Raw genomic sequence first — 20,931 nt, forward strand, 5'->3', positions numbered from 1 at the left:
TCATGAATTCTTGCCTTGGAATCGGGCTTAGGGCCTGACTTATGGGCTGACTTATGGCATAGCCCCTATCCAGGCAAACAGGGCCGCGAGGCCGTAAAGCAGCGGCGGCAACAGGCTCTGGCCACTTTTTTGCCCGCCAAGCAGTCTGGCATAGAGATGCCAGACCATCAAGAGAAGTAGGTTGAGAACAATAAAGAGTATTAAACCAAACACATAAGTTGCCGGCATCAGCTCAAACGCGCAGGCTATCAAGGCCAGAGCAGCAGTAAGCAAGAAGGGCGCAAAACTGAGATCCGCAAAGCAGTCTTGCTGTTCACGCCCGCTGACACGGCCATGGTTTTCCTGCGTCCAAGCTGCCCCTTGCCGGCGTTCGCGGGCTTTGGAACGGATCCTGGGCCAGAACTCAATCACCAGCGCGAACAAGATGATACAAGCAGCCAATAACAGACTCAAAAGCATAGTGCCTCCCTCCCATGGACAAAGAGACAGGCTGCGGCTGCATTTTATTGCATCACATGTTGGCCATTATCCAGTAGTCAAGGCGCTTTTGCGGCTCGGCCAAGATGGTTTTGCAGCTGTCTTTGTATTGGCTCATCAAACCACCCAAACTCTTGCTGTTACCCATGGTTTCCAGCATTTCGGCACGGGCCGCAGCCACGCCCTTCTCGGCATCCTGTGCCGAACTGTACTGGGCGGCCAAAGCCTCGGCATCCTTGGCAGATTGTTTCAGTCTATCTCCAACGGCGGCCATCTGCGGTGCATTCATTGCTGCTATGGCTTCAGAACTTATCTGATAATAGGCGGCGCATTGCTGCAACTCGGCGCTAAAGGCCTCCTCGGCAGAACCGGCGAGTGCTGTGGCACTGGAAAACAAGCCGATGGCGGCAAAGACAGACAAAGCAGTTTTATGGGGCATCTTGGTGATCCTCTTGATATCAATGAAGGCAAGCTACTTTAGTGCCTGATGAATTTCAAGGTTTTAGGGTCAGACTGTAGTGGAAAAATTCATTGTCCCGGACAAAACCAATGGACTCATAGAGCGCTTGAGCCCTGACATTATTACGCTGGGTTTCGAGGATCAATTCATCAATGCCCTGTGCTTTGGCGTAACTCAGCGTGGCATCGAGCAGCGCACGACCTATGCCGACACACCTGGCATGCTGAGTGACATAAATATCATTGAGGATAAGCAGCGGCGCCGCCTGCAGCGAAGAAAAGCCGGGATAGAGCTGCACAAACCCCAAGGCTTGGTTTTGCTCATCCGGCAGATAAAAAATCACGGATTCATCCCGCTTAAGCCTTTGGCTGATAAAGCTTAACGCCAGTTCGGGCTCGCTGGGATATCCATAAAACCGGCGATACTCATCAAACAGCGGTGAGATAATCTCGGCATCCTGTGACTGTGCCCGAATAACTTGCTTTAGCATGAATGATTTCCCTTCAATTCTATTGTCCTAAGTGGCGCTCACTCACTGTGCGAGTTCGGCATTGTACTGATCACTGTAAAATGCCAGCCTGTCCTTGAGGCCTTGTTTCACCTCGGGCCATTCGCTGTCAATGATGGAGTAAACCACTGTATCCCTGACACTGCCGTCCTTGAGCAGTCTGTGATTGCGTAAGATGCCATCTTGCTTGGCTCCCAGACGGGTGATGGCTTCCCGCGAAGCCTGGTTGTGAAAATGGGTTCTGAACTCCACCGCCATCACATCCAGGGTCTCGAAGGCGTACTCCAGCAACAACAGCTTGGTTTCGGTATTGATGGCGCTGCGCTGCACGCTCTTGGCATACCAGGTATACCCTATCTCCAGCCGGCGGTTGGCCTGATCCCAGTTGCAAATGCGGGTACAACCGACAATTGCACCGCTGCTTCGGCTACGTACCGCAAAGGCCAAGGCTTCACCGCGCTGCTCACTATCCAAAGCCTGCTGGATATACTCCTTCATCTCATCCGGATGCGGCACGCTGGTGTACCACAAGCGCCACAACTCACCATCGGCGACCGCCAGCGACAACGCCGGCAGATGATCCTGACTCAAAGGTTCGAGGATCACATGTTCTCCGGTCAAGCATGCTTCCAGTCCCATGATTTGCCTCCCTAATAATGCAAGATGATGATTTAACACTTGTTTGATTACCAGACTAACATGAATAAATCATTAAACCAGAGAAAATGTTAACAAACGGTTTCTGCAGCAAGCCAGCTGAACTCTGTCAATCTGACGGGAAAACCCGGCCTTTTGGCCCGCTGAATATCAGCCAGGGCTGCAGTCAATAAGTGCAACGCGCATGGTTGAACGGACTGAGGCATCAACCGTTGAGCAGCACGCATCTGCTACCTATATAGATTGAATTGAGGCAACCTGAGGTGGTGCTCCTGAAGAACCTTCTGATCACATAGACGGAGTCGCACTTCCAAGTTGAATTCGTGCTTCCCTTGAATCACTATAGAGAGACGGTAATAGAGTCATGACAGTTGAATAATTGCAGTCGAAGGCAGAATGATGAGTAAGAAATGTTTTAATTTAGGGACCCTATCCGAGGACTTCGACGAGTCTGATTGTATGTTTAAAGAGGTTGATGAGAGAAGTTACTTTTATGCCACCAATGAATATATACCTTGCTCTTCTATTTCACCCATAACTTGGGAGGATCTAGAGATATCAGATAGTACTGAGATTCCTGATATCGTTGAAAAAGGTGATAAGCTCGTATCCAAAGAAGTTGCTAAACTAATAATGTCATTTGACCCTTATGGTGTGGAGATATATCCAGCAAGTTTGCTCATTGAAAATGAACTTCTTACAGAAAGGTACATAGTATCAATAAAGAATGTCATTGACGTTATAGATACTGAGCGTAGTAGAATTATTCAAAATCCAAAGCCCCACCGACCACCTATTGTTTCTCGTCTAGCTATATGCCCGGAAAAACTCGAGCTTATTCCATTACATAAACGTTTGGTTTTTAGGGTGAAAGAGTCAAATACGGTATTTTTTGATGTTAGTATTGTGGAAAAGTTTATCGCTGGCCTTATGAACGGCCATCATAATTTATGTCAAGCAATTCCGTTTGATACATCAGAATTAACCCCAACAATATAAGCGCTCAGAATAGTAAAACGTTGGCCGGGTTAACCCCGGCCAAATATCGTGCCAGTTACAACAATTCATAACTACCGGCAACCCGGAACCAACCGGCTATGCTGGCACGATCTTTATGGGTTGGCAGTACTTCATGGGGGAAACGCTCGCTCAGGAAGATCACCAGAGTGCCCATTCTCGGCGGGATCTGCTCAAGCAGAGCGTCGTCCTCTTCATAGAGCATCAGCTCGCCACCATCACCCTGTTGCCAGTCGGGGTTAAGGAAAAATACCGTGGTCAAGATCCGGTTGCGACTGCCCCGCAGCGCATCCAGGTGTTTACGGTAAAAAGTACCAGGGCGATAAAAGGCGTAATGGCTTTCATAATCGAATAGCCCCATAAACAGGCGCCGGTTAAGCCCATGACGCAAGCACGCCATGTATTCCAAATAGTCGGCATCCGGTTGTTGTGCTTCATTCAACCAGCGGATCCTGTCTGAACGTATCTCCTGCTCGCGAACACGCTCATTGCCACGGCCGATTTCAGCCCAGCGAAAACTCTCTACCGGCGAGTGGTTAACCTTATCCAGCAATGCGCTACTCAACGTCTCCGGCAGCACATCCTCAAGCACTATGTATCCCTTGTCCGTAAGTGCATCGGCAATCCTGTCCAATAGTTCATCGTTTAACAGCGAAACCAAATGGGTATCCTCTCTGAAATGCTGCGGCTGTTATTGCCTGCTTATTGACAAAGCCACAACCTAAAAAGCCCCCACTTGAATAAAGCGGGGGCCGATTCTGATAGCAGCGGATACTAGAGCATTCGATTTGGGCTGACAATCAAAATAAAACTTTCAATTCATATAGTTACAACACTAACCATCTATTCTCAAAGAGGCTCTTCAAGCTAAACAGGGTGCAAATTCAAGCGCTTGAGTTGTAGCTTGAATCCATTGATGGGAAAAATCGGCTCGCGCCTGTGGGGAAGTTAATTATCTTCTATACTCTCAAACAGGATTATGACTGTAAAACAGTGAATTATGGGATCAGAACGTCAACCAACGCGTCAGTTCTATGTTCGTGCCGCCATCATAGCCGCCGAACTGGAAAAGACTCAGGGCCATTGCAAAGAGATTAATATCATCGCCAGCAATGCCCAGGCGGCATCGATTCGTGCCGGCAGCATGGCGCTGGGCTTTAAGGCGCTGACCCACTCCATCGACGAACTGGCGCATTTCACCACCCACTCAGCCGCAAGAATCAATCATCTGGCACAGACCATCAGCCGCCTAACCAGCGAGCAGACCCGAGTCCGCAAGGCGATGCTGCAATTTGCCCGCGCCAGGGAGAAAGCCCGTAAAGCCCGTTATGGCGACAGCATCATGCCGGCGCTGGAGAAGAACAGCCAACACTTTACGGCCCTTGAGCAGCAGTGCAAACGCCTGAGCCTGGATATTGAATTGCAACTGGAAGAGCTCTGCCAGCAGCTGAAAACCGCTAAAGTGCTGGCCTCGCTGTGCCGCATCGAAGCCTGCCGGATAAAGCCCGCCGACCAGGCCACTTTCAACCATGTTGCCAACCGGGTCGATGCTGCTGCCGGGGCGATCCGCACTCAGGTAGATAAGGCGATTCAATTACTTGAACAATAAGGGAGTACAGGGATGAAGAGCCAACTCTTGTTGGAAACCCATAGCCACAAATGGATCTATTTTGGCCGGGATCCGGACAAACCCGACGGCATCATAGACACCAATCAATATATGTTGGTCACTGCCGAGCAGGCTCTGCTGATGGACCCAGGTGGCATAGAGCTATTTGCCCCCATGCTGGCCAATGTGGTTTGCCACATTCCCATAGAGCAGCTCACCCATCTATTCGCATCCCATCAGGATCCCGATATCATCTCCTCCCTGGGGCTGTGGGATCAGACTCTGGAGCGGGCCCAGCTGCACGCGCCCTGGATTTGGGAAGGTTTCATCCGCCATTTCGGGATGGAGCATATCCAATACCAGGCCATTAAAGATCAAGGCGGCAAGCTGACGCTCGATGGCGTAGAGGTGCAGTTTATCCCGGCCCATTATCTGCACGCTTCCGGCAATTTTCATGTCTACGACCCTGTCGGCAAAGTGCTAATGTCGGGCGATATAGGTGCGGCACTGGAAGACACGGATGCCGGGCTATTTGTCGATGACTTTGGCCGTCACACCGAGAAGATGCGCTTTTTCCATCAAAGATGGATGCCCTCCAACCGCGCCAAGCAGGACTGGATAGCCAGAGTGAGAGAGCTGGAGCTGGACTATTTATGTCCGCAGCACGGGCGGATATTCAGGGGCGAGCAGATACCTGAGTTTCTCGACTGGTTCGAGCGCCTGGAAGTGGGGGTTGCGGTAGGCAACTGAGTAAAATAGCTTGATGCCATGAGCTTAGCCCATGGCAAGTTTTCCGCCATTGAGTGTTCGGCAGCTATCAGAGATAGCGGGCAAAGGCGCTGCCCTCTTTGGTGGCTTTGAGCGGCGCTTCAACCACAGGAGTGCCCAGATAGAGAAAGCCCACTATCTGATCGCTGCCATCGAGCCCCAACGCCGTATTGACCGTAGAGTCAAAGGCAAAGGTACCAGTGCGCCATATTCCGCCCAGCCCCTGGGCAAATGCGGCCTGCTGCATCGCCATCACGGCGCAGCCGGCTGCCAATTGCTGCTCCAACTCAGGGACCTTGGGATGATCTTTGGTCTTGGCAACCACAGTGATCACCATAGGCGCCCTGAGCGGCATACCGGCAGCCTTGTTGATAAAGCCCTCGTCGGCACCATCTGCTGTTGCGGCCGCCACAAAAATATCCGCCAGGCGATTGAGCCCTTCGCCGGTAGCAATAATAAACTCCCAGGGCGCCAGGCCACCGTGATCCGGTACTCTGGCCGCAGCATCCAGGATAATTTTCAGTTGCGCCTCATTCGGCGCCGGAGCCTGCAGTCGTGGACATGATTGACGGGTAAGAAGAAGAGTAAGTGCGTCCAATGCGCGATCCTCAGCTGAGATATCAATGACTTCACAGGATACCAAATCCGCCCCGGATCGCCAGAGGCAAAAAAGCCGGACGACTTGTTTTAAGCAACAATCAGCCGAGGTTAGCGGTTTTGGGCAGCCATTTACGGCCAATAAAATAGTCCACACTGGTGTAACGGCCGCCGCCCATAAACAGCAATACCAACAGCATAATGAAATAGGTGGCCGCAAACTCAATGCCGTTGTTGAGGATCACCAGGTTACCCGAACTGGTAAGCCAGTCGTAATTGCCGTGCTCCTGCAGTATCCCCTTGGCCCGCTCAAGCTTCTCCACCGAAGCCATCACCCTGTCGTTTGCGAGCCAGGATGAGGGGTCGGCAATCGCCAGCCAGCCGTTGGACCAGTGCACACTGAAGGCCGCCACCAACATGGTAATACTCATGGGGATAGCTACCAGCCGAGTGGCCAACCCGAGCAGAAGCAACAAGCCACCAAAAAATTCGGTCCCGGCCGCCAGCGCCACCATCACTTCAGGCATGGGCAAGCCCAGCCCCCAGTCCGGATTACCGAACCAGGCCGCTGTGTCGCTGAAGTGGCTGAGTTTATTGTAACCGGCCTGCACCAGCACCGGCGCCAGATAGAGCCGCAATGCCAAAGGTGCCAGGGCATCGAAGTGGCGCAGTGATTTCAAAAATGCCGCATAGGTTTGAATGATGGCTTGCATGAAAACCTCCTTATTCGGGGAGTATTCCTGTCATGCTGCAGTTGACCCGGCAATAAGCGATTTTATTTCAGTCTTTAGTTTAGAAAGGTGCGAACAAGCCCCATGTCTGCTCTGCGTCCACTTAAGGGCCTGGATGCAAGACGTGGTTCGCGGGCAAATGGTCCAATGCCCGTTCTACAGACCAAAGACCCGCTTTACGACCACATAAGCTCAGGGTTATGTCTGCCTCATAAGCTCAGGGCTGTGCCAACTCAAGGCTATGCCTGACTCAGCTCATCCAGATCGTCAATCAAGTTGCCCAGCTTACGCTTGAAGTGCTTTTGCTGGCGCGCACTCAGGCTCTGGTGCAGTTGCAACAACAGCATGCCGAAGTTTTCCGTGTTTTGCGCCAATTTCTGCTTGTGCACATCAGACTTGAGCTCATCGGGCGATGTCATCAGCAGCCGCAAGCGCTGCGCCAACAAGTCAGAATCACTGCGTTGCAGCAATGCTTGTTTGAACTGCCGGAGCCACTCGTGACGATACTCGAGCCACATATCCAGGGTCGCCAGTCGGCGGCTGTTGTGCTCATGGATCAGGGCCTTTTGCTGCTCACTCAAACGCCCCAGCCAATCGGCAAACAGCTCCTCCAGCCGTTCATCCGCATCTTTAATCAGTTGTTCCTGGTTCTTGTCCTTGTATTCATCCACCAGCTCCTGCTCATCGGCCTCCAGTTTGGCAATCACCTGCGCGACCTGCTTGTCACTCAAAGAAGCGATAAGGGGCAAAAGATCGTCAAACACCTGGGCAAACAGCCGAAACCAGTGATCTCTTGCCATATCCACATGATGGCGCCAACTCTGTGGCGTTAAAGTACCATCGGCAAGCTCGGTTTGCAGCGTTTTTAGCTGGGCACTGTATCTGGGTAACTCCTGGCTGCGATGCCAGACGAGAAAAGGGTCGAGAATGGCGTCAAACGCCTGCTCCTGTTGCCGGTCGAGAGTGACATAATCTTCCAGCTGCCACTCTATGGCCCAATCGAGGAAATAATAGCTGACCTTGGTGGAGCAGGCACTGAGCGCAATAAGCAGCGCCAGGGCAATAACAATGCGTTTCATCCATTAAATACTTTAAGTTGGCTAAGGCCAGGCGACAGCTTCTTCCCTGCCTGACTCATTGATGCTTTACAAGATGCCAGAAGTCATCAAACCAGTCGAGATAAGACTGCTGCTGATTGTCCCAGGCCATCTGCAAGGCCCAGCAGCAGGCAAACAGCCAGTAGACATCGACGGCGGCAGCCACGGCCAGGTGGGCATCGCCGGTTAAATGCGGATGCTGCTCAAGATAGTGATAGATGAGCCACTGCTGCCCCTCGGCGCTCAGCAGATGGGATGACAGCACCCCGGCCAACTCAAACAGCGGATGGGAAGCGCAGGCATATTCAAAATCGACGCACTTGAGTCCATCCTCGGCCAGCAGCAGATTATGAGGATTGAGATCCCTGTGACAATACTGAGGCCTCAGCAGACAGGCTTCCAGCCGAGCGTTGCACTGCTCGAATAACCCTTGGGCCGAGTGAAGTTGCATAAGCCGCTGTTGCCAGCTTGAAGGCTGCCCCCGGCTCAGTGCCATATCATCGAGCCGCTCCAGATAGATGCGCCACTGCTCGGCAACACTGATTTCGAGCTTGGGAGCCGGCAATGCTCTCAGCCCCAGCAGCAACTCCAGCAGTAAGGCCTGAGGGGATTTGCCTTGCTTGGCTCCCAATACAGCGCCTGAGCCCAATTCATGTTTAGGCTCATGTTTAGAATCATGTTTACGCTCAGGCAGGCTAGAGAGGCTCTTTGAGTTTGCATAGGCTTTCTGAGCCGCGCGTGCGATCTCGGTCGCGCCTTTGGATGCGAGTAACTGCTGCCAGTTGGCTTGCGGCGCTTGTTCGATAAAGCGGCTCAGATATAACCCCTTGTCAGCGCTGACCCAAATCAGCCCTGGTGCCAGGTTCGCCTTCTCGGCAACCCGCCAACATGCCAGTTCGTTGTTTCTGTCGCAGATACGGTCTGAGCCCGGGGAATTGACTCTCAGCACCAATGACTCGCTACCGGCCTGCAAGAACCAGTTTTGGTTGCTTAGCCCAAGGGTGAGCGGCTTGGCCCCCTCAAGCGGCCACAACTGTAGCCGCTTGAGGGCGGCGTTGAGCTCGCAGCTCAAACCTTCACCCAGACTGGTTTCAAGTGCTGTCAGCGGTTTGCCTTTCATGCCGCACCGCTTTCAAGCTGTGAGGAGTCGCGACCGCGGGACTCCTGGGCTCTGGCGCGCCAGATAAAGTATCCGGCTACCGCCATCCCCACGTAGAGCACAAACAAGAGTGAGGTCAACATCAAGCCCTTGCTTAAATAGAGATAGATGGACACCAGATCAATAACCACCCAATAGAGCCAGTTTTCCAGCACCTTGCGCGCCACCAGAAAAGTCGTCATCACAGCAAAACAGCTGGTTGCTGCATCCAGGTAGGGAAAGGCTGCCTGAGTGAAAGTCGCCATCATATGACCGACAAACAGAGACACCAACCCAGTCAACAAAATCAGTACCAGGTGCCGCTGCCAGGGCCAGGAGGTCACGGCCACTCCTTGATGGTTTTCCCCACCCCGGCGCCAGAGCCAGTATCCGTACAGCGCCATCGCCATGTAATAGACGTTGAGCACTGACTCCATCAGCAGCGCGACTTTCCAGAACAGCACAGTGTAGATGGCGGTGCTGGCAAAGGCTGCCGCCCAACACCAGATATTGGCTTTCATGGCCAGCAGCAGATAGGCCAAGGCCAATACCACAGCTACCGCTTCCCAGGCGCCCATACCCTGGGCCTGAGAGCCGGCCTCGGCGAGCCAGTGCCAGAATTCACTCATGGGTTATTCCCTGTGGCCCAAGTTCAGCTCACCGCCGATAAATTTACAGACAAACACCGCCTTGCCAAATTTCTCGTGCGCTGCCTGCATCTCGGTGGCCAGCATGGCCATCACCTCGGCATAATCACCGCACACCTGAGTCGCCATGGCATTGGTGGTTCTCTCTATGTTGGCATAACTGTCCAGGCGCTTGATAAACCATTGAATAGGCTCCAGATACTCATCGTGGAGCGGATACATGCTGATTTCGGCAGTTAACTTCATTTTACATCTCCTGTAATGAACCGGGGCGCTGCAACACGCCCCGGCCGACAACGGCTTATGCCATCAGATAAATTTGACCTTGAAGGTCACACCAACCTGGCGTGGGTCTCCGTAGCGGATATATTGTTTCTCGGCCCAGTCCTGATCCGGCTCATTGCCGAAGTAGAAACCGCGCACGCCGTATTTTTCATCGAACAGGTTGCGGCCCCAGAGGTAAATCGACCACTTGTCGGCCTCATAGCCCAGCTTGGCGTTGACCACTTGATAGTCTTCAGATCGGGAGTCATTGCTGTCTGAGTAGTAGAACGCACTCTTGCCACTGCTGTTGAGGTTGGCAAACCAGCCCATGTCATTGCGCCAGGTCATGCCGAGACTATAGGTCCATCTCGGCGAGTGGGCCAGTTCCCGGCCGCTGAGATCCACAGGGTTGCCATATTTATCCTGATACAGGTAATCACCGTATTCTGTCTGCAGATATCCAAGGCTGGTGTAGAACTGCAGTGAATCTGTGGGATACCAGTTGGCTTCCAGCTCGGCGCCATAGTTATTGGAGCTGCCGGCGTTTTCGGTGAACAGAATAAAGCGCTGGGGATCGACAGGATCCTGCAGCGAGGCCGCTACCTGCTGATCTTCCCTGTCCATAAAGAACAGTGCCAGACGAGTATCCAACAAGCCATCGGCCCAGCTGGATTTCAGCCCCAGTTCATAGTTATAGAGGATTTCGGTATCGAACTCTTTCTTGTCGGCCAGCTCCTGGGGCAGCGTCATATTGAAACCACCGGCCTTGTAGCCCCTGGCTATCCGAACATAGGCTTCATGATGTTCAGCCAGTGCCTTGGACAGGGCGATATGGCCGCCCCACATGTTTTCCGATGGGCTAAAGGCATCACCATTGCTGTCGCTGTAGTCACTCTCACGTCGCTCGATACGAGCACCGATAGACAGGCTGTAGCCCGCCCCCAGATCTGAGTCCAACTGGGCAAACACTGCATAGTTACTGGCGCTGTAGCGGGAAGTCAGCACTTCATCCGGCCAGCTGTTGTATTCAGAGTAGAGATCATTGTCCTCATCGAGATCCATAAAATAGAACCCGGCCAGCCAGTCTGTGCTGCCGCCGAAAATCCGCCCGGCCTCGTTGGAGCTGAATCTGAACTCCTGTGACAGAGTGCGCCGCTCGCCGCGTTTATCCCAGGTGTAATCGTACTCACAGGGTGCGCCGCCGCACTCTTTCCCGGCCCAGTAATCCGGGTTGGCCCAGTCACCGTCGTAACCGTGGTGATGATCTGTTGCGGCAGAGCTTGACAGGGACACCAGCTCAAAAGCCTCAAAGCCGGTATAGCTCAGCTTGAGATTGGAGCCCGTGGTGCGCTGCTTGTCGACGCCCGGCGCATCGGTAATGGTATCGAAGCCGTTATTGTCCAGGGTCCAGGCATCATAACCATTGTCAAAATCGGCGTGCAGTAGAGTGAAGTCCGCCTGCAACTTGTCGGTGGCGTACCAGCGCAGCTTGATACGGCCGCTGAATTCATCACGCTCATTGGTATCGTCACGGCCCAGATACAGGTTGTCGCGATAACCGTTCTGCTTGTGTTGCTGCAGCGCCACACGATAGAGCAACTTGCCGGAATCTGTCACTGGGCCGGAGCTGAAGCCGCTGAAGGTTTGCAGATTATCATTACCGAGCGAGACTTCGGCGCCGTGCTCGAACACATCTGTAGGATCATTGCTCTTGAGATAGATAAGACCGGCCAGAGCATTGGCGCCATAGCGGGTGCCCTGGGGGCCGCGCAGCACTTCAAACTGCTGCAGGTCGTACAGGCTGGAAACGCTGCCCAGCCCGGAGAGATCGATATCGTCGATAATAAAGCCCACAGAGGAGTTGGGCGCTCCCTGGTATTGCTCCTGCTCACCTACACCGCGGATCTGGAAGTATCTTGGCCGGGAGCTGGCACCTGACCAGTTGAAATTGGCCACATTACCCAGCATGTCTTCGAAATGCTCGGCGCCTTGATCTTCAATGCGCTGCTCATCGATAACAGTCACGCTGGAAGGCATCTTCTCCAGCGTCAGGCCACGAAAGTCGCCGCTGACGACTATTACTTCCATGGCTTGCTGTTCATCTTGATTTTCAACGCCGGGATTATCGGCGGCATGAACGGGTGCCCACAGCAGCATCTGAATGGTACTGGCAAGCAGAGTAGGTACGGTAAACTTGGACATAGGACCTCAAATATTCACAGTTTGAGATCCGGCAATAAGAAAGCGAGTTGAAAGTGCACGAATTGTGGCCCATTCCTACGCCGGTACTAGCCGGATCAGGTTCTAAGGGTTCGTCATACGACATCTCAGTCAACCGCAATGCGGTAAACACCCCTTGGCGCGGGCCAGTATACACGAGTTACCAACAAAAGTGAGCCAGGTTGCCAAATTGTACCTGAGGGCATAAAAAAAAGGGTTCATCGCGGATCTCCGGGGAACGCCTCTCTGACTTTCAGAAAGAAGTATTCGGTATCCCGGTAGCCATAGCCCATTCGCTTCAGCAGTTTGATTTTGTTGTTCATCCCCTCTAGTCGGCAGGTGTGCAACGGATGAACCGCTGAAGCAACTATGCCATGAAGATAGTTTTTAAGACGCTGGCCAAATTGGAGTAGTGGCCTGATACCGCTCTCTCTGACTTGTTGCAACCAGAGGTTCCATTGAGCCGTGGCTTCGGCTTCATCTGTGCAGTACCACATCTCCTTGAGTTGCTCCCTGAGCAGGTAAACCGTCATTAAGCTTTTGTTCGACTCCAACAGCTCGTTGAGATACCCCGCCTGTTTGTCTGTCAAATTATCTCTGTTTTTGAGTAAGACCCAGCGCCCCCGTTTTACCCGTTTGCGGGCCGGTTTGTCATGCTTGAGTTGATTAGCCTGGTCAACCCTGACTCGGTCGATGACTTCACGGCCATACTTGGCAACAACATGAAACAAGTCGTAGACCACTTTGGCTTGGGGACAGTGCTTCTGTACCTCCAGGTCAAAGGCAGTATTCATATCCATAGCAACGGCTTCAATCTGTTGGCAGTACTGCCCCAACTTAACGAAAAACGGCCGGATAGCTTCTCTACTGCGGCCTTCACCTATCCAAAGGACTTGATGAGTATCCGCATCGGCCACCACGGTGGCGTAACGATGGCCTTTGAACAGGGCAAACTCGTCCATGACCAGGCGTTTGACACGACTCCAATCAGGCTCTGTGACCTCCCTTGCCAGCCGACGTTTGTCGATAGTCTTGATGGTATGCCAGTGCAGGCCAAGGAGTTGCGAGATATGTTTAATCGGCAAGAGCTTGAGTAGCGCCTCGACATGCTCAATGAGCAGTGTGGTCTGGCGAGCATAGGGCTTTAACCAGCTGATATGCTCCCGAACGATACCGCAATCAGGGCAAAGAATACGGCGGACGGGTAGCCGTAACTGAACCTGAAACGCCAGTATGGTTCGTTCCGATACGCTGCGAAGTGAAGCGTCGTGAACAGCCTTAGCTGGTTTGCCGCAAGCACAGTGGCCGTTATCAATCGGCTTTAGGTGGATGATGAGGGTTTGTTGATTTTGCTCGGTATGGACGGCTTCAAAGCCTTCCCAGAGCGCAATGGGGAAGGTAATATTCGACATTGAGAACGGTTGGGGTTGGTCATTGTTTTTGTTTGGCGACTAAACAATAACTCTCCAACCGTTTTCATTTCCAGTCCACGCTAATCTGCGATGAACCAAAAAAAAAGCCCACTCCAATACTCCCGAGTGTTGAGCATTCAACGGGAATAATGGCTCGGGCGGCAGTGGTGCCGAGGTTTCAACTTTTAGTTTGAAAAGGCCTCGCGCACATAGATCTCAAAACGGCTGGCGGTCGGATTCGGCGCCACGGCGCTCACCTGCAACTGCTGTTTACCATGCAGCTTGACCGACTTCCAGGACACACCTTCATCATCCAGGGTATAGCCGCTGGCATCATACCAGGTGAACTTGTACTGAATGCGCATATCGGTAGCGACCTTGCTGCTGATGGTGGCTGTGCCTCTGAGCAAGCCGCCCTCGCCTCTGGCCATAAGATCACCCACACTCACAGAGCGGGCAAAGCTGCTGTTGTCTGCGCGGCTTTCACCGGTCGAGCTGGCATACACCCCGGCCGTATGGTTGGCGCAGCCTGCCAGAGCCAGCACGGTTGCTGCTATTACCAAGACTTTTTTCATCTGCCAATCCCTTATTCTCAATCAATCAAAAAGTGCGCCCTGGCCGTTGCAATCAACTGTTTGCGGTTGGTTTGCCAGCAGTCGATATTGACATTGGCCACTCGCCGCCCCTGACGGGTTATTCGGCACTCGGCGAAGCTGTCCTTATGATAACCGGCGCGTAAGTAGTCGATGGAAAAATCAACCACCTTGGGCACCTTACTGGTTTGCATAAACACCATAAGCTGGATGATGGCCGACATCTCCATAAACCCGGCTATCACGCCACCGTGAATGGCCGGCAGTACCGGGTTACCTATGTTGTCATCTTTGGCCGGCAGACGAAACACCAGTTCATCGCCAAACCTGTCCACCTGCATGCCGATAAAGCGAGCATAGGGAACATGCTCAAGCAAGTGACTGAAATCATTGGTTTCTGTCACTTTAGCAACTATGCTTTTTACATCCATGGATGCCTTGGGATCTGTCATTTCGTCTCCTCACCCATCAGTGCCTTGCGGAAAGTATCCCCTATCATTTCAGGGCTTATCCGCATAAAGGAGCCAACCGCATGGGCGATGGGGTCGTCTATGCTGTCCTGATAGGCGATGGCCCGGGTGAACGCGACGCTGGATGACAACTTATAACACTCGGCAAAACCATACACCGGCTTGTGGGGCTCGGCAGGCTTCATATAGTCGACCCGCAGATCCAGAGTTGGCGAGATCTCCAGCGAACCATATTTGTCCTTGATGGCACAAACCACGGCGCAACCACTGGCAGTATCCATCAATGTGGTGATAACCCCACCATGAATAACCCCGGTTTCAGGGTAACCCACCAGCTCGGTGCTGTAAGGCAATTCTATCAGTACATGGTGTTCACTGGCCTCATGCACCTTGAGCCCGAGACGGCGGCACTGGGCCAACTGGTTGACGAAACGGGTAGCCAGAGTCGTCAGCGGGAAAAACTCCGGATTCACTTTCATGACGCTGAACTCACCATAGGCCCCAAGGCTTTACCGCCAAGCAGATGCATGTGGATATGGAACACTTCCTGGCCGCCATGTTCATTACAGTTAATGATTAAACGATAACCGTCCTCGGCGATCCCGGCCTCGGCGGCCAGCTTGGCAGCCACAGTCACCATACGGCCTATGGCCTGCTCATCCGAAGCCTTGGCGTCATTGACTGTGGGGATCAGATGATTGGGCACTATCAGTACATGGGTGGGCGCCTTGGGATTGATATCCCGAAAGGCGGTTACCAGTTCGTCCTGATACAGAATGTCCGTGGGAATTTCACGGCGGATAATTTTGCTGAATATGGTTTCTTCGGCCATTTTGCCACTCTCCGGTGTGTCGGTTCAGGCTCGGCCCAAGGGCCAAACCTCTGTGTTCTTGGCAGTATAATACCATTCGGCCCGGAGATGTAATTGGCCACGGCGATTTGAACCTCAAGCCATTTAAAACTCGGCAGCAATTGCCGCAGCCTGGCTTTTTTGGCAGCATTGTCGCCATGCTCAGCCGGATAGCACTCAATTTGGCTCCCGGCACTCGCCAACGATTCATACGGATATCAGATGATCAGTTATCAGATTTGCCCCATAGATCCCCACGCTCACCTGTTCGAGGTCAAAATCACCATTCAGGCACCGGCTCCGAAACAGGAACTTTGGTTGCCATCCTGGATCCCGGGCAGCTACATGGTTCGCGATTTTTGTCGCAATATCATAGATATTAAAGCCTTTGATGAGCTGGAGCGTCCGCTCAGCATTACTCAGCTTGACAAGCAGCGCTGGCTGATAGATTCCAATGCCGAATCGCTGCAACTGCGCTACTCGGTTTATGCCTGGGATATGTCGGTGCGCAGCGCCCACCTGGATCAGACCCACGGCTTTTTCAACGGCAGCAGCGTCTTTTTGGCGGTGGCCGGCAAAGAGCTTGAGCCGCTGGAGCTGGAAATTCTGCCTCCGGAGGAGGAGGCCAACTGGCAGCTGGCAACAACCCTGAGTCGAATCGAGGGTGAAGAGTGGCAGTTCGGCCGTTTCAGCGCCGCCAACTATGATGAGCTTATCGACCATCCGGTGGAGATGGGCACCTTTACCCACGGCAGCTTTGAGGCCTGTGGCGTGCGCCATGATGTGATACTGACCGGGCGTCACCGCTGCCACATGCCCAGACTGCTTGACGATCTCAAGGCTATTTGCGAGAGCCAGATCCGCCTCTTCGGTGAAGCGCCGTTTGAGCGCTATCTGTTTATGACCCAGGTATTGGGCAATGGCTTTGGAGGACTGGAACACAGAGCCTCCACCGCCCTGCACTGCTCCCGTAAGGATCTGCCGCTGAGTATGGAGATGCCGGTCAACAAGGATTACCGCACTTATCTGTCGCTCTGCAGTCACGAATACTTCCACAGCTGGAACGTCAAACGCATTAAGCCTGCCAGCTTTATTCCCTATGCGCTGGAGGCCGAGAGCTACACCCGTCAACTGTGGGCTTATGAAGGTATCACTTCCTACTATGATGACCTGATGACACTCAGAGCCAACAGGGTTTCCAATGAGCAATATCTGGAGATGCTATCCCAGACCATGACCCGGGTGTATCGCATGCCGGGCAGGCAGTTGCAGAGCCTGACAGATTCGAGCTTCAATGCCTGGACCAAGTTCTACAAACAGGATGAAAACGCCGCCAACGCCATCGTCAGCTATTACACCAAGGGAGCTTTGTTTGCCCTGTATCTGGACTTGACTCTGAGACTGGAAACCCAGGGAGAATACACACTGGATAACCTGATGCAGAAGCTGTGGCAGGCCTTTGGCAGTCAGGGTATAGGCACTGAAGATGACTCCCATCGCCGCCTCTACGAGGAGCTGCTTGGCCGGGATGCCAGCGCAGAATTTGCCTTTCTGGATAATACCCAAGAGTTGCCACTGGCGCCCCTGCTGGCGCAATTCGGAATCGAGATGCAACTTCGCAGTGCCCAAGGCGCTCAGGATCAGGGCGGCGGGGATGTTGAGGGGCAAAAAATCGGCTTCGGAGCCCGCTACAAGGCTGAAGTCCTGGGGTTAAGGATTGTGAGTGTGACCAATGGCAGCGCGGCTCACAGCGCCGGGCTCGCGGCTCAGGATCTGCTGATTGCCGCCAATGGTCTGCAGGTCGGCGCTCAATTTGAAAATGAACTGCAACAATATGAGCCCGGCGATAGTCTGGAGCTGCACTTCTTCCGCCGTGATGAACTGATGACAGGCCAACTGCCTATCAACCCGGCGGCAATAGATACTGTGTCACTCAAGCTCACCGATCCAGCCAAAGCCAAGGCCTGGCTGGGTTAACTACCTGAGCCTTGACTCTCGGCCACATCGGCCATCAAGTGACGCTGGGCCCAGGCCATCACCTGGGCTCGGTTGCTTAAATTCAGTTTGCGAAACACCCGATAGAGATGGGTCTTGACCGTACTTTCACTGACATAAAGGGAAGTGGCAATCTGTTGATTACTGAGCCCGGCCAGTAGCGCCTGCAGCACCTCCCGCTCCCTGAAAGTCAGTACATCGCCACTAAGCTCTCCCTTGGCCAGCCGAGATTGCAACTCAAAAGGAATGTCGCAGCCACCCTTCTGCACAATATCCAGGCCACGGCCCAACTGTGCCAAGGTCGCCTCGGGATAGAAAACCGCCTTGACCACAGACGGCAACAACAGGCATTCATACTCCACCCTTCTGGGATAATGCAGTAACACCACTTTGCAACCGCGATTCCTGGTGGCCTGTTTAAGAATCTTATAGCCCAAGGCCGGTTCCACAGTGGCCAAATCCAGCAACAACATGTCGACATCAGTTCCCAAGGCATCTGTGTGCCATCTATCGGGAGATAAGCAGGACAAGCGTACCAGAAACTCCTGCGGCCAACGGCTATCCATCAGCTCGGTCAACAGCGCGGATCTGGAAACCACCAGCCAGTGCATCACATTGAACATAGGCTGCCCTCAGCTAAAAAATAAAAAATTTACATTGCTGCAACATGAGTATCAAAGCAGACAACTGCTTGAAATGGAAGTACAGATTCCTTACCAAAAACTCAAAATGAATAAGAGTTAACTGAACAAGCGCCGCTACAGGCGTTAACATAAAGGGGTAAAACAGATCTGGGGGATCAAACATGGAAACAAATACTGCGGGCGAAGTGCGCCTGTCTCGCTATAAGGCATGGGATCTTCCCACTCGCCTTTTTCATTGGATAAACCTGCTTTTGGTGCTGCTGCTGGTGATCATCGGCGGGGTAATGATGTTCAAATCTGACTTCGGGATCAGTGGTCTCGACGCCAAAATCGGCCTGAAGACACTGCACGTATGGATAGGTTATGCCTTTGCCATCAACCTGGCATTCAGATTACTGTGGGGATTATTCGGCCCTATCAAGGCGCGTCTTGGTAAACTACTCCCCAAAAAAGGGGAATTGGCAGGCTATCGTGCAGCACTCAAGAAAGGCGAAAACCCACAATATCTCGGCCATAATCCGGCGGGCAAACTGGCGGTCATCGCCTTATTGGGTTTGCTGACGCTGATCATGGTGACAGGTTTGGTGCGAGCCGGTACTGACATCTTCTATCCACCGCTGGGCGGCATGGTTCAGGAATATATCGCCGCCGATGGTGTTGAGCCTGCCAGCCTCAAACCCTATGATGACACAGGCGTTAATCCAGACAAGGCTGCAGCGATTAAGGGCGCCAAGGGCTTGGCGGGGAAAGTACATGTCTACAGCGTATATCTGTTGCTTCTCTTGGTATTGCTGCACATAGCCGCGGTGATCCACGCCGAGCGTAAGCGTCAGCCCGGTATTATTTCTGCTATGTTTTCCGGCAATAAATATCTGCCAACAACGCCGGTGGATAAAGACTGATTGAGATATTGGCTCACCACACAGAGCCAGAGATAGGCACCAGCCAGAAACAATAACGCCGGCATCAAGCCGGCGTTGTCATTCGTGCGATATGCGCTTCTTACTTCAGTACGCTATCTGAAGTACGGCCATCATCGTGACAGCTATCGCAGGTAGGCTTTTGACCTACGTTCATGTCGTGGGGAGCATGGCAATCAGCACACATCAAGGCACCATCGTGTGGCTTGTGTACCGCATCCATTTCTGCCAGCGAACCGTGACAGCTCTGACACTGTTCAAATTCATAGGCGCCGTCAGCTGAAGGTGAACCATCGGCATGACAGCTTTCACAGCCACCCATATCCGCGTGGAAATCTGACAGCTTCTGATCTTCTGCAAAAGCAGATGGTGACATGGCCAGTGCGGCCAAACCGGCACCGAACAACACACTCAAGAGTTTCTTGCTCACAATAATATCCTCCGATGATGACAGTCGAGCAAAGGTTCTTATGTCAGGTATGACCTTTGTCTCACTATCAGTAAATAGCACGACTTGGATTAACTTAGCCAAGCTTTTGCCAATTGGCAAACTAATTCTGAGTCGCCGCCACTTTAACAACTTGCGCAAAAGCAAAATGTGCGCTGAATCATGTAACCATCGGTTAATTACGGAATTTTACATTTAATTTACACATAAGCATCTGTATCAATAAGCGTTTCAACAGCATAAAAAAAGGAGGCCAACCGGCCTCCTTAAGAGAAAGTACTGCTAAATTATCCGCGGTTTCTCAGCGCTTCGATACGCTTTTCAAGCGGTGGGTGACTCATAAAGAGTTCGGTCATTGAGCGCTTGCCATTGATACCGAAGGCCGACATATTGGCCGGCATGGCACCGGTTTCCGGCCCGGTGCGCAGACGTTCAAGCGCCGCAATCATCTTGTTCTTGCCGGCAAGGCGAGCGGCACCTTCGTCGGCGCGGAACTCACGGATGCGGGAGAAGTAAGCCACCACCATGGACGCCAGAATACCAAACAGCATATCCAGCACAAATACCACAGCCATATAAGCTATGGTGCCCAGGCCTTCACCCTCTTCATCGTTGCTGGCAACAAAGTTGTTGATGATACCGGCAACCACACGGGCAGCAAAGATAACAAAGGTGTTCACCACGCCCTGGATCAGGGTCAGAGTCACCATGTCACCGTTGGCCACATGGCTGACTTCGTGCGCCAGTACGGCTTCCACTTCATCGGCACTCATGCCGTAAAGCAGACCTGTACTCACAGCCACCAGAGAATTGTTTTTGCTTGGACCTGTAGCAAAGGCGTTCAGTTCAGGCGATTGGTAGATGGCCACTTCCGGCATCTTGATCCCGGCCTGCTGTGCCTGACGGGCTACGGTCTCGAGCAACCAACGCTCTGTGTTATCTCGGGGCTGAGTGATCACCTCACAACCCATAGTCTTCTTGGCCATCCACTTGGAAATCGCCAAGCTGATAAAGGCACCACCAAAACCGAAGATCGCCGCAAACACCAGCAAGCCACCCATGGTTTGAGTATTGACACCCAAAATAGACATGACGATCGATGCCACCAACAGGATGGCAAGGTTAGTCAAAATCAATAGAAATACACGCTTCATATCAGCTCCTGTAAGGTACCCTTGTACCGGAATTGCGTCATTGCAGACATAATATGTCCACTTGGCGGGAATTCAAGTGGGAAAAGGTAAATTATTGTTTAGCTTTCTCGCCCAAACGCCCCGGTTACGCAGAGGAAGCAGTCTAGGCAGGCTTGATTAAATCAAACTTAATCAATTGCCCGAGTGCGGCTTTTTAAAGCGACCAAAAACACCGGCGGCGATTGTTGAGTGTAAAGGCTTTTTGTTACCATCAAG

25 protein-coding genes and 1 riboswitch are annotated in these 20,931 nt (G+C 52.7%); of the genes, 5 read left to right on the plus strand and 20 right to left on the minus strand.

All coding sequences use genetic code 11. The features are described from left to right. Positions 1 to 51: 51 nt before the first annotated feature. Genes E1N14_RS13620 through E1N14_RS13635 form a run of 4 tightly spaced genes read right to left on the minus strand, consistent with a single transcriptional unit; the run spans position 52 to position 2,084 of the window. A complete protein-coding gene (locus E1N14_RS13620) occupies positions 52 to 459 on the minus strand; it encodes a hypothetical protein (protein ID WP_025887135.1) in 408 nt (135 codons plus the stop codon). A gap of 52 nt (positions 460 to 511) precedes the next feature. Continuing rightward, entirely contained in the window at positions 512 to 916 is a 405-nt protein-coding gene (locus E1N14_RS13625; protein WP_025011208.1) for a hypothetical protein, read from the minus strand. A gap of 55 nt (positions 917 to 971) precedes the next feature. Further along, a complete protein-coding gene (locus E1N14_RS13630) occupies positions 972 to 1,427 on the minus strand; it encodes a GNAT family N-acetyltransferase (RefSeq protein WP_025887133.1) in 456 nt (151 codons plus the stop codon). A 42-nt stretch (positions 1,428 to 1,469) separates the two neighbouring features. After that, positions 1,470 to 2,084, minus strand: a complete 615-nt coding sequence (locus tag E1N14_RS13635) for a GNAT family N-acetyltransferase (RefSeq protein ID WP_025011207.1) — start codon at positions 2,082 to 2,084, stop codon at positions 1,470 to 1,472. Between the two features lie 477 nt (positions 2,085 to 2,561). Between E1N14_RS13635 and E1N14_RS13640 the strand changes: the two genes are divergently transcribed. Then, on the plus strand, positions 2,562 to 3,101 hold the full coding sequence (locus E1N14_RS13640) for a hypothetical protein (protein WP_129585983.1): 540 nt from the start codon (positions 2,562 to 2,564) through the stop codon (positions 3,099 to 3,101). Positions 3,102 to 3,156: 55 nt separating this feature from the next. On the opposite strand, the gene E1N14_RS13645 is transcribed toward E1N14_RS13640, so the two are convergent. Continuing rightward, positions 3,157 to 3,780, minus strand: a complete 624-nt coding sequence (locus E1N14_RS13645; protein ID WP_025011205.1) for a 2OG-Fe(II) oxygenase — start codon at positions 3,778 to 3,780, stop codon at positions 3,157 to 3,159. Between the two features lie 339 nt (positions 3,781 to 4,119). On the opposite strand from E1N14_RS13645, the gene E1N14_RS13650 reads away from it, so the two are divergent. Beyond that, on the plus strand, positions 4,120 to 4,728 hold the full coding sequence (locus tag E1N14_RS13650; RefSeq protein ID WP_025011204.1) for a hypothetical protein: 609 nt from the start codon (positions 4,120 to 4,122) through the stop codon (positions 4,726 to 4,728). Between the two features lie 12 nt (positions 4,729 to 4,740). After that, positions 4,741 to 5,478 (plus strand): oxygen-binding di-iron domain-containing protein, encoded by a 738-nt coding sequence (locus E1N14_RS13655; protein ID WP_025011203.1) that lies wholly within the window; start codon positions 4,741 to 4,743, stop codon positions 5,476 to 5,478. Between the two features lie 67 nt (positions 5,479 to 5,545). On the opposite strand, the gene E1N14_RS13660 is transcribed toward E1N14_RS13655, so the two are convergent. The 12 genes from E1N14_RS13660 to hinT all read right to left on the minus strand — a co-directional run bounded on the left by E1N14_RS13660 (position 5,546) and on the right by hinT (position 15,497). Further along, a complete protein-coding gene (locus E1N14_RS13660) occupies positions 5,546 to 6,094 on the minus strand; it encodes an NAD(P)H nitroreductase (RefSeq protein ID WP_062793391.1) in 549 nt (182 codons plus the stop codon). A gap of 100 nt (positions 6,095 to 6,194) precedes the next feature. Further along, positions 6,195 to 6,806: an HvfX family Cu-binding RiPP maturation protein gene (locus tag E1N14_RS13665; protein ID WP_025011202.1), complete on the minus strand. Its 612-nt coding sequence runs from the start codon at positions 6,804 to 6,806 to the stop codon at positions 6,195 to 6,197. A 257-nt stretch (positions 6,807 to 7,063) separates the two neighbouring features. Beyond that, a complete protein-coding gene (locus tag E1N14_RS13670) occupies positions 7,064 to 7,903 on the minus strand; it encodes a DUF6279 family lipoprotein (RefSeq protein ID WP_025011201.1) in 840 nt (279 codons plus the stop codon). A 55-nt stretch (positions 7,904 to 7,958) separates the two neighbouring features. Further along, positions 7,959 to 9,041: a phosphotransferase gene (locus E1N14_RS13675; protein WP_062793371.1), complete on the minus strand. Its 1,083-nt coding sequence runs from the start codon at positions 9,039 to 9,041 to the stop codon at positions 7,959 to 7,961. Beyond that, entirely contained in the window at positions 9,038 to 9,688 is a 651-nt protein-coding gene (gene pnuC, locus E1N14_RS13680; protein ID WP_025011200.1) for a nicotinamide riboside transporter PnuC, read from the minus strand. The genes E1N14_RS13675 and pnuC overlap by 4 nt, the downstream gene beginning before the upstream one ends. A 3-nt stretch (positions 9,689 to 9,691) precedes the next feature. Further along, positions 9,692 to 9,952 carry a hypothetical protein gene (locus E1N14_RS13685; protein WP_025011199.1) on the minus strand — a complete coding sequence of 87 codons (261 nt, stop codon included), beginning with the start codon at positions 9,950 to 9,952 and terminating at the stop codon, positions 9,692 to 9,694. A gap of 63 nt (positions 9,953 to 10,015) precedes the next feature. Further along, a complete protein-coding gene (locus E1N14_RS13690) occupies positions 10,016 to 12,172 on the minus strand; it encodes a TonB-dependent receptor (protein WP_025011198.1) in 2,157 nt (718 codons plus the stop codon). A gap of 55 nt (positions 12,173 to 12,227) precedes the next feature. Then, positions 12,228 to 12,337: riboswitch (TPP riboswitch) on the minus strand. 71 nt (positions 12,338 to 12,408) lie between these two features. Next, positions 12,409 to 13,602 (minus strand): ISL3 family transposase, encoded by a 1,194-nt coding sequence (locus E1N14_RS13695; protein WP_208155339.1) that lies wholly within the window; start codon positions 13,600 to 13,602, stop codon positions 12,409 to 12,411. Positions 13,603 to 13,787: 185 nt separating this feature from the next. After that, positions 13,788 to 14,177 carry a YcfL family putative periplasmic lipoprotein gene (locus E1N14_RS13700; protein ID WP_062793618.1) on the minus strand — a complete coding sequence of 130 codons (390 nt, stop codon included), beginning with the start codon at positions 14,175 to 14,177 and terminating at the stop codon, positions 13,788 to 13,790. A gap of 17 nt (positions 14,178 to 14,194) precedes the next feature. Then, on the minus strand, positions 14,195 to 14,647 hold the full coding sequence (locus tag E1N14_RS13705; RefSeq protein ID WP_025010997.1) for a PaaI family thioesterase: 453 nt from the start codon (positions 14,645 to 14,647) through the stop codon (positions 14,195 to 14,197). After that, the gene (locus tag E1N14_RS13710; RefSeq protein WP_028780462.1) at positions 14,644 to 15,144 is read right to left on the minus strand and encodes a PaaI family thioesterase; all 501 of its coding nucleotides are present in this window, start codon (positions 15,142 to 15,144) and stop codon (positions 14,644 to 14,646) included. The genes E1N14_RS13705 and E1N14_RS13710 overlap by 4 nt, the downstream gene beginning before the upstream one ends. Further along, the gene (gene hinT / locus E1N14_RS13715; RefSeq protein WP_025010998.1) at positions 15,141 to 15,497 is read right to left on the minus strand and encodes a purine nucleoside phosphoramidase; all 357 of its coding nucleotides are present in this window, start codon (positions 15,495 to 15,497) and stop codon (positions 15,141 to 15,143) included. The genes E1N14_RS13710 and hinT overlap by 4 nt, the downstream gene beginning before the upstream one ends. A gap of 240 nt (positions 15,498 to 15,737) precedes the next feature. On the opposite strand from hinT, the gene E1N14_RS13720 reads away from it, so the two are divergent. Next, positions 15,738 to 17,492, plus strand: a complete 1,755-nt coding sequence (locus E1N14_RS13720) for a M61 family metallopeptidase (protein ID WP_025010999.1) — start codon at positions 15,738 to 15,740, stop codon at positions 17,490 to 17,492. Here the strand turns inward: E1N14_RS13720 and E1N14_RS13725 are convergent. Further along, positions 17,489 to 18,133 carry a helix-turn-helix transcriptional regulator gene (locus tag E1N14_RS13725; protein ID WP_025011000.1) on the minus strand — a complete coding sequence of 215 codons (645 nt, stop codon included), beginning with the start codon at positions 18,131 to 18,133 and terminating at the stop codon, positions 17,489 to 17,491. The genes E1N14_RS13720 and E1N14_RS13725 overlap by 4 nt on opposite strands. A 182-nt stretch (positions 18,134 to 18,315) precedes the next feature. Between E1N14_RS13725 and E1N14_RS13730 the strand changes: the two genes are divergently transcribed. After that, entirely contained in the window at positions 18,316 to 19,056 is a 741-nt protein-coding gene (locus E1N14_RS13730) for a cytochrome b/b6 domain-containing protein (RefSeq protein WP_025011001.1), read from the plus strand. Positions 19,057 to 19,156: 100 nt separating this feature from the next. On the opposite strand, the gene cctA is transcribed toward E1N14_RS13730, so the two are convergent. Together cctA and htpX are read right to left on the minus strand one after the other, a co-directional pair. Then, a complete protein-coding gene (gene cctA, locus E1N14_RS13735; RefSeq protein ID WP_025011002.1) occupies positions 19,157 to 19,504 on the minus strand; it encodes a tetraheme c-type cytochrome CctA in 348 nt (115 codons plus the stop codon). 305 nt (positions 19,505 to 19,809) lie between these two features. Further along, on the minus strand, positions 19,810 to 20,676 hold the full coding sequence (htpX, locus tag E1N14_RS13740; protein ID WP_025011003.1) for a protease HtpX: 867 nt from the start codon (positions 20,674 to 20,676) through the stop codon (positions 19,810 to 19,812). Positions 20,677 to 20,931: the final 255 nt, after the last annotated feature.

The sequence above is a fragment of the Shewanella algae genome (genome assembly GCF_009183365.2).
Taxonomy (GTDB): domain Bacteria; phylum Pseudomonadota; class Gammaproteobacteria; order Enterobacterales; family Shewanellaceae; genus Shewanella; species Shewanella algae.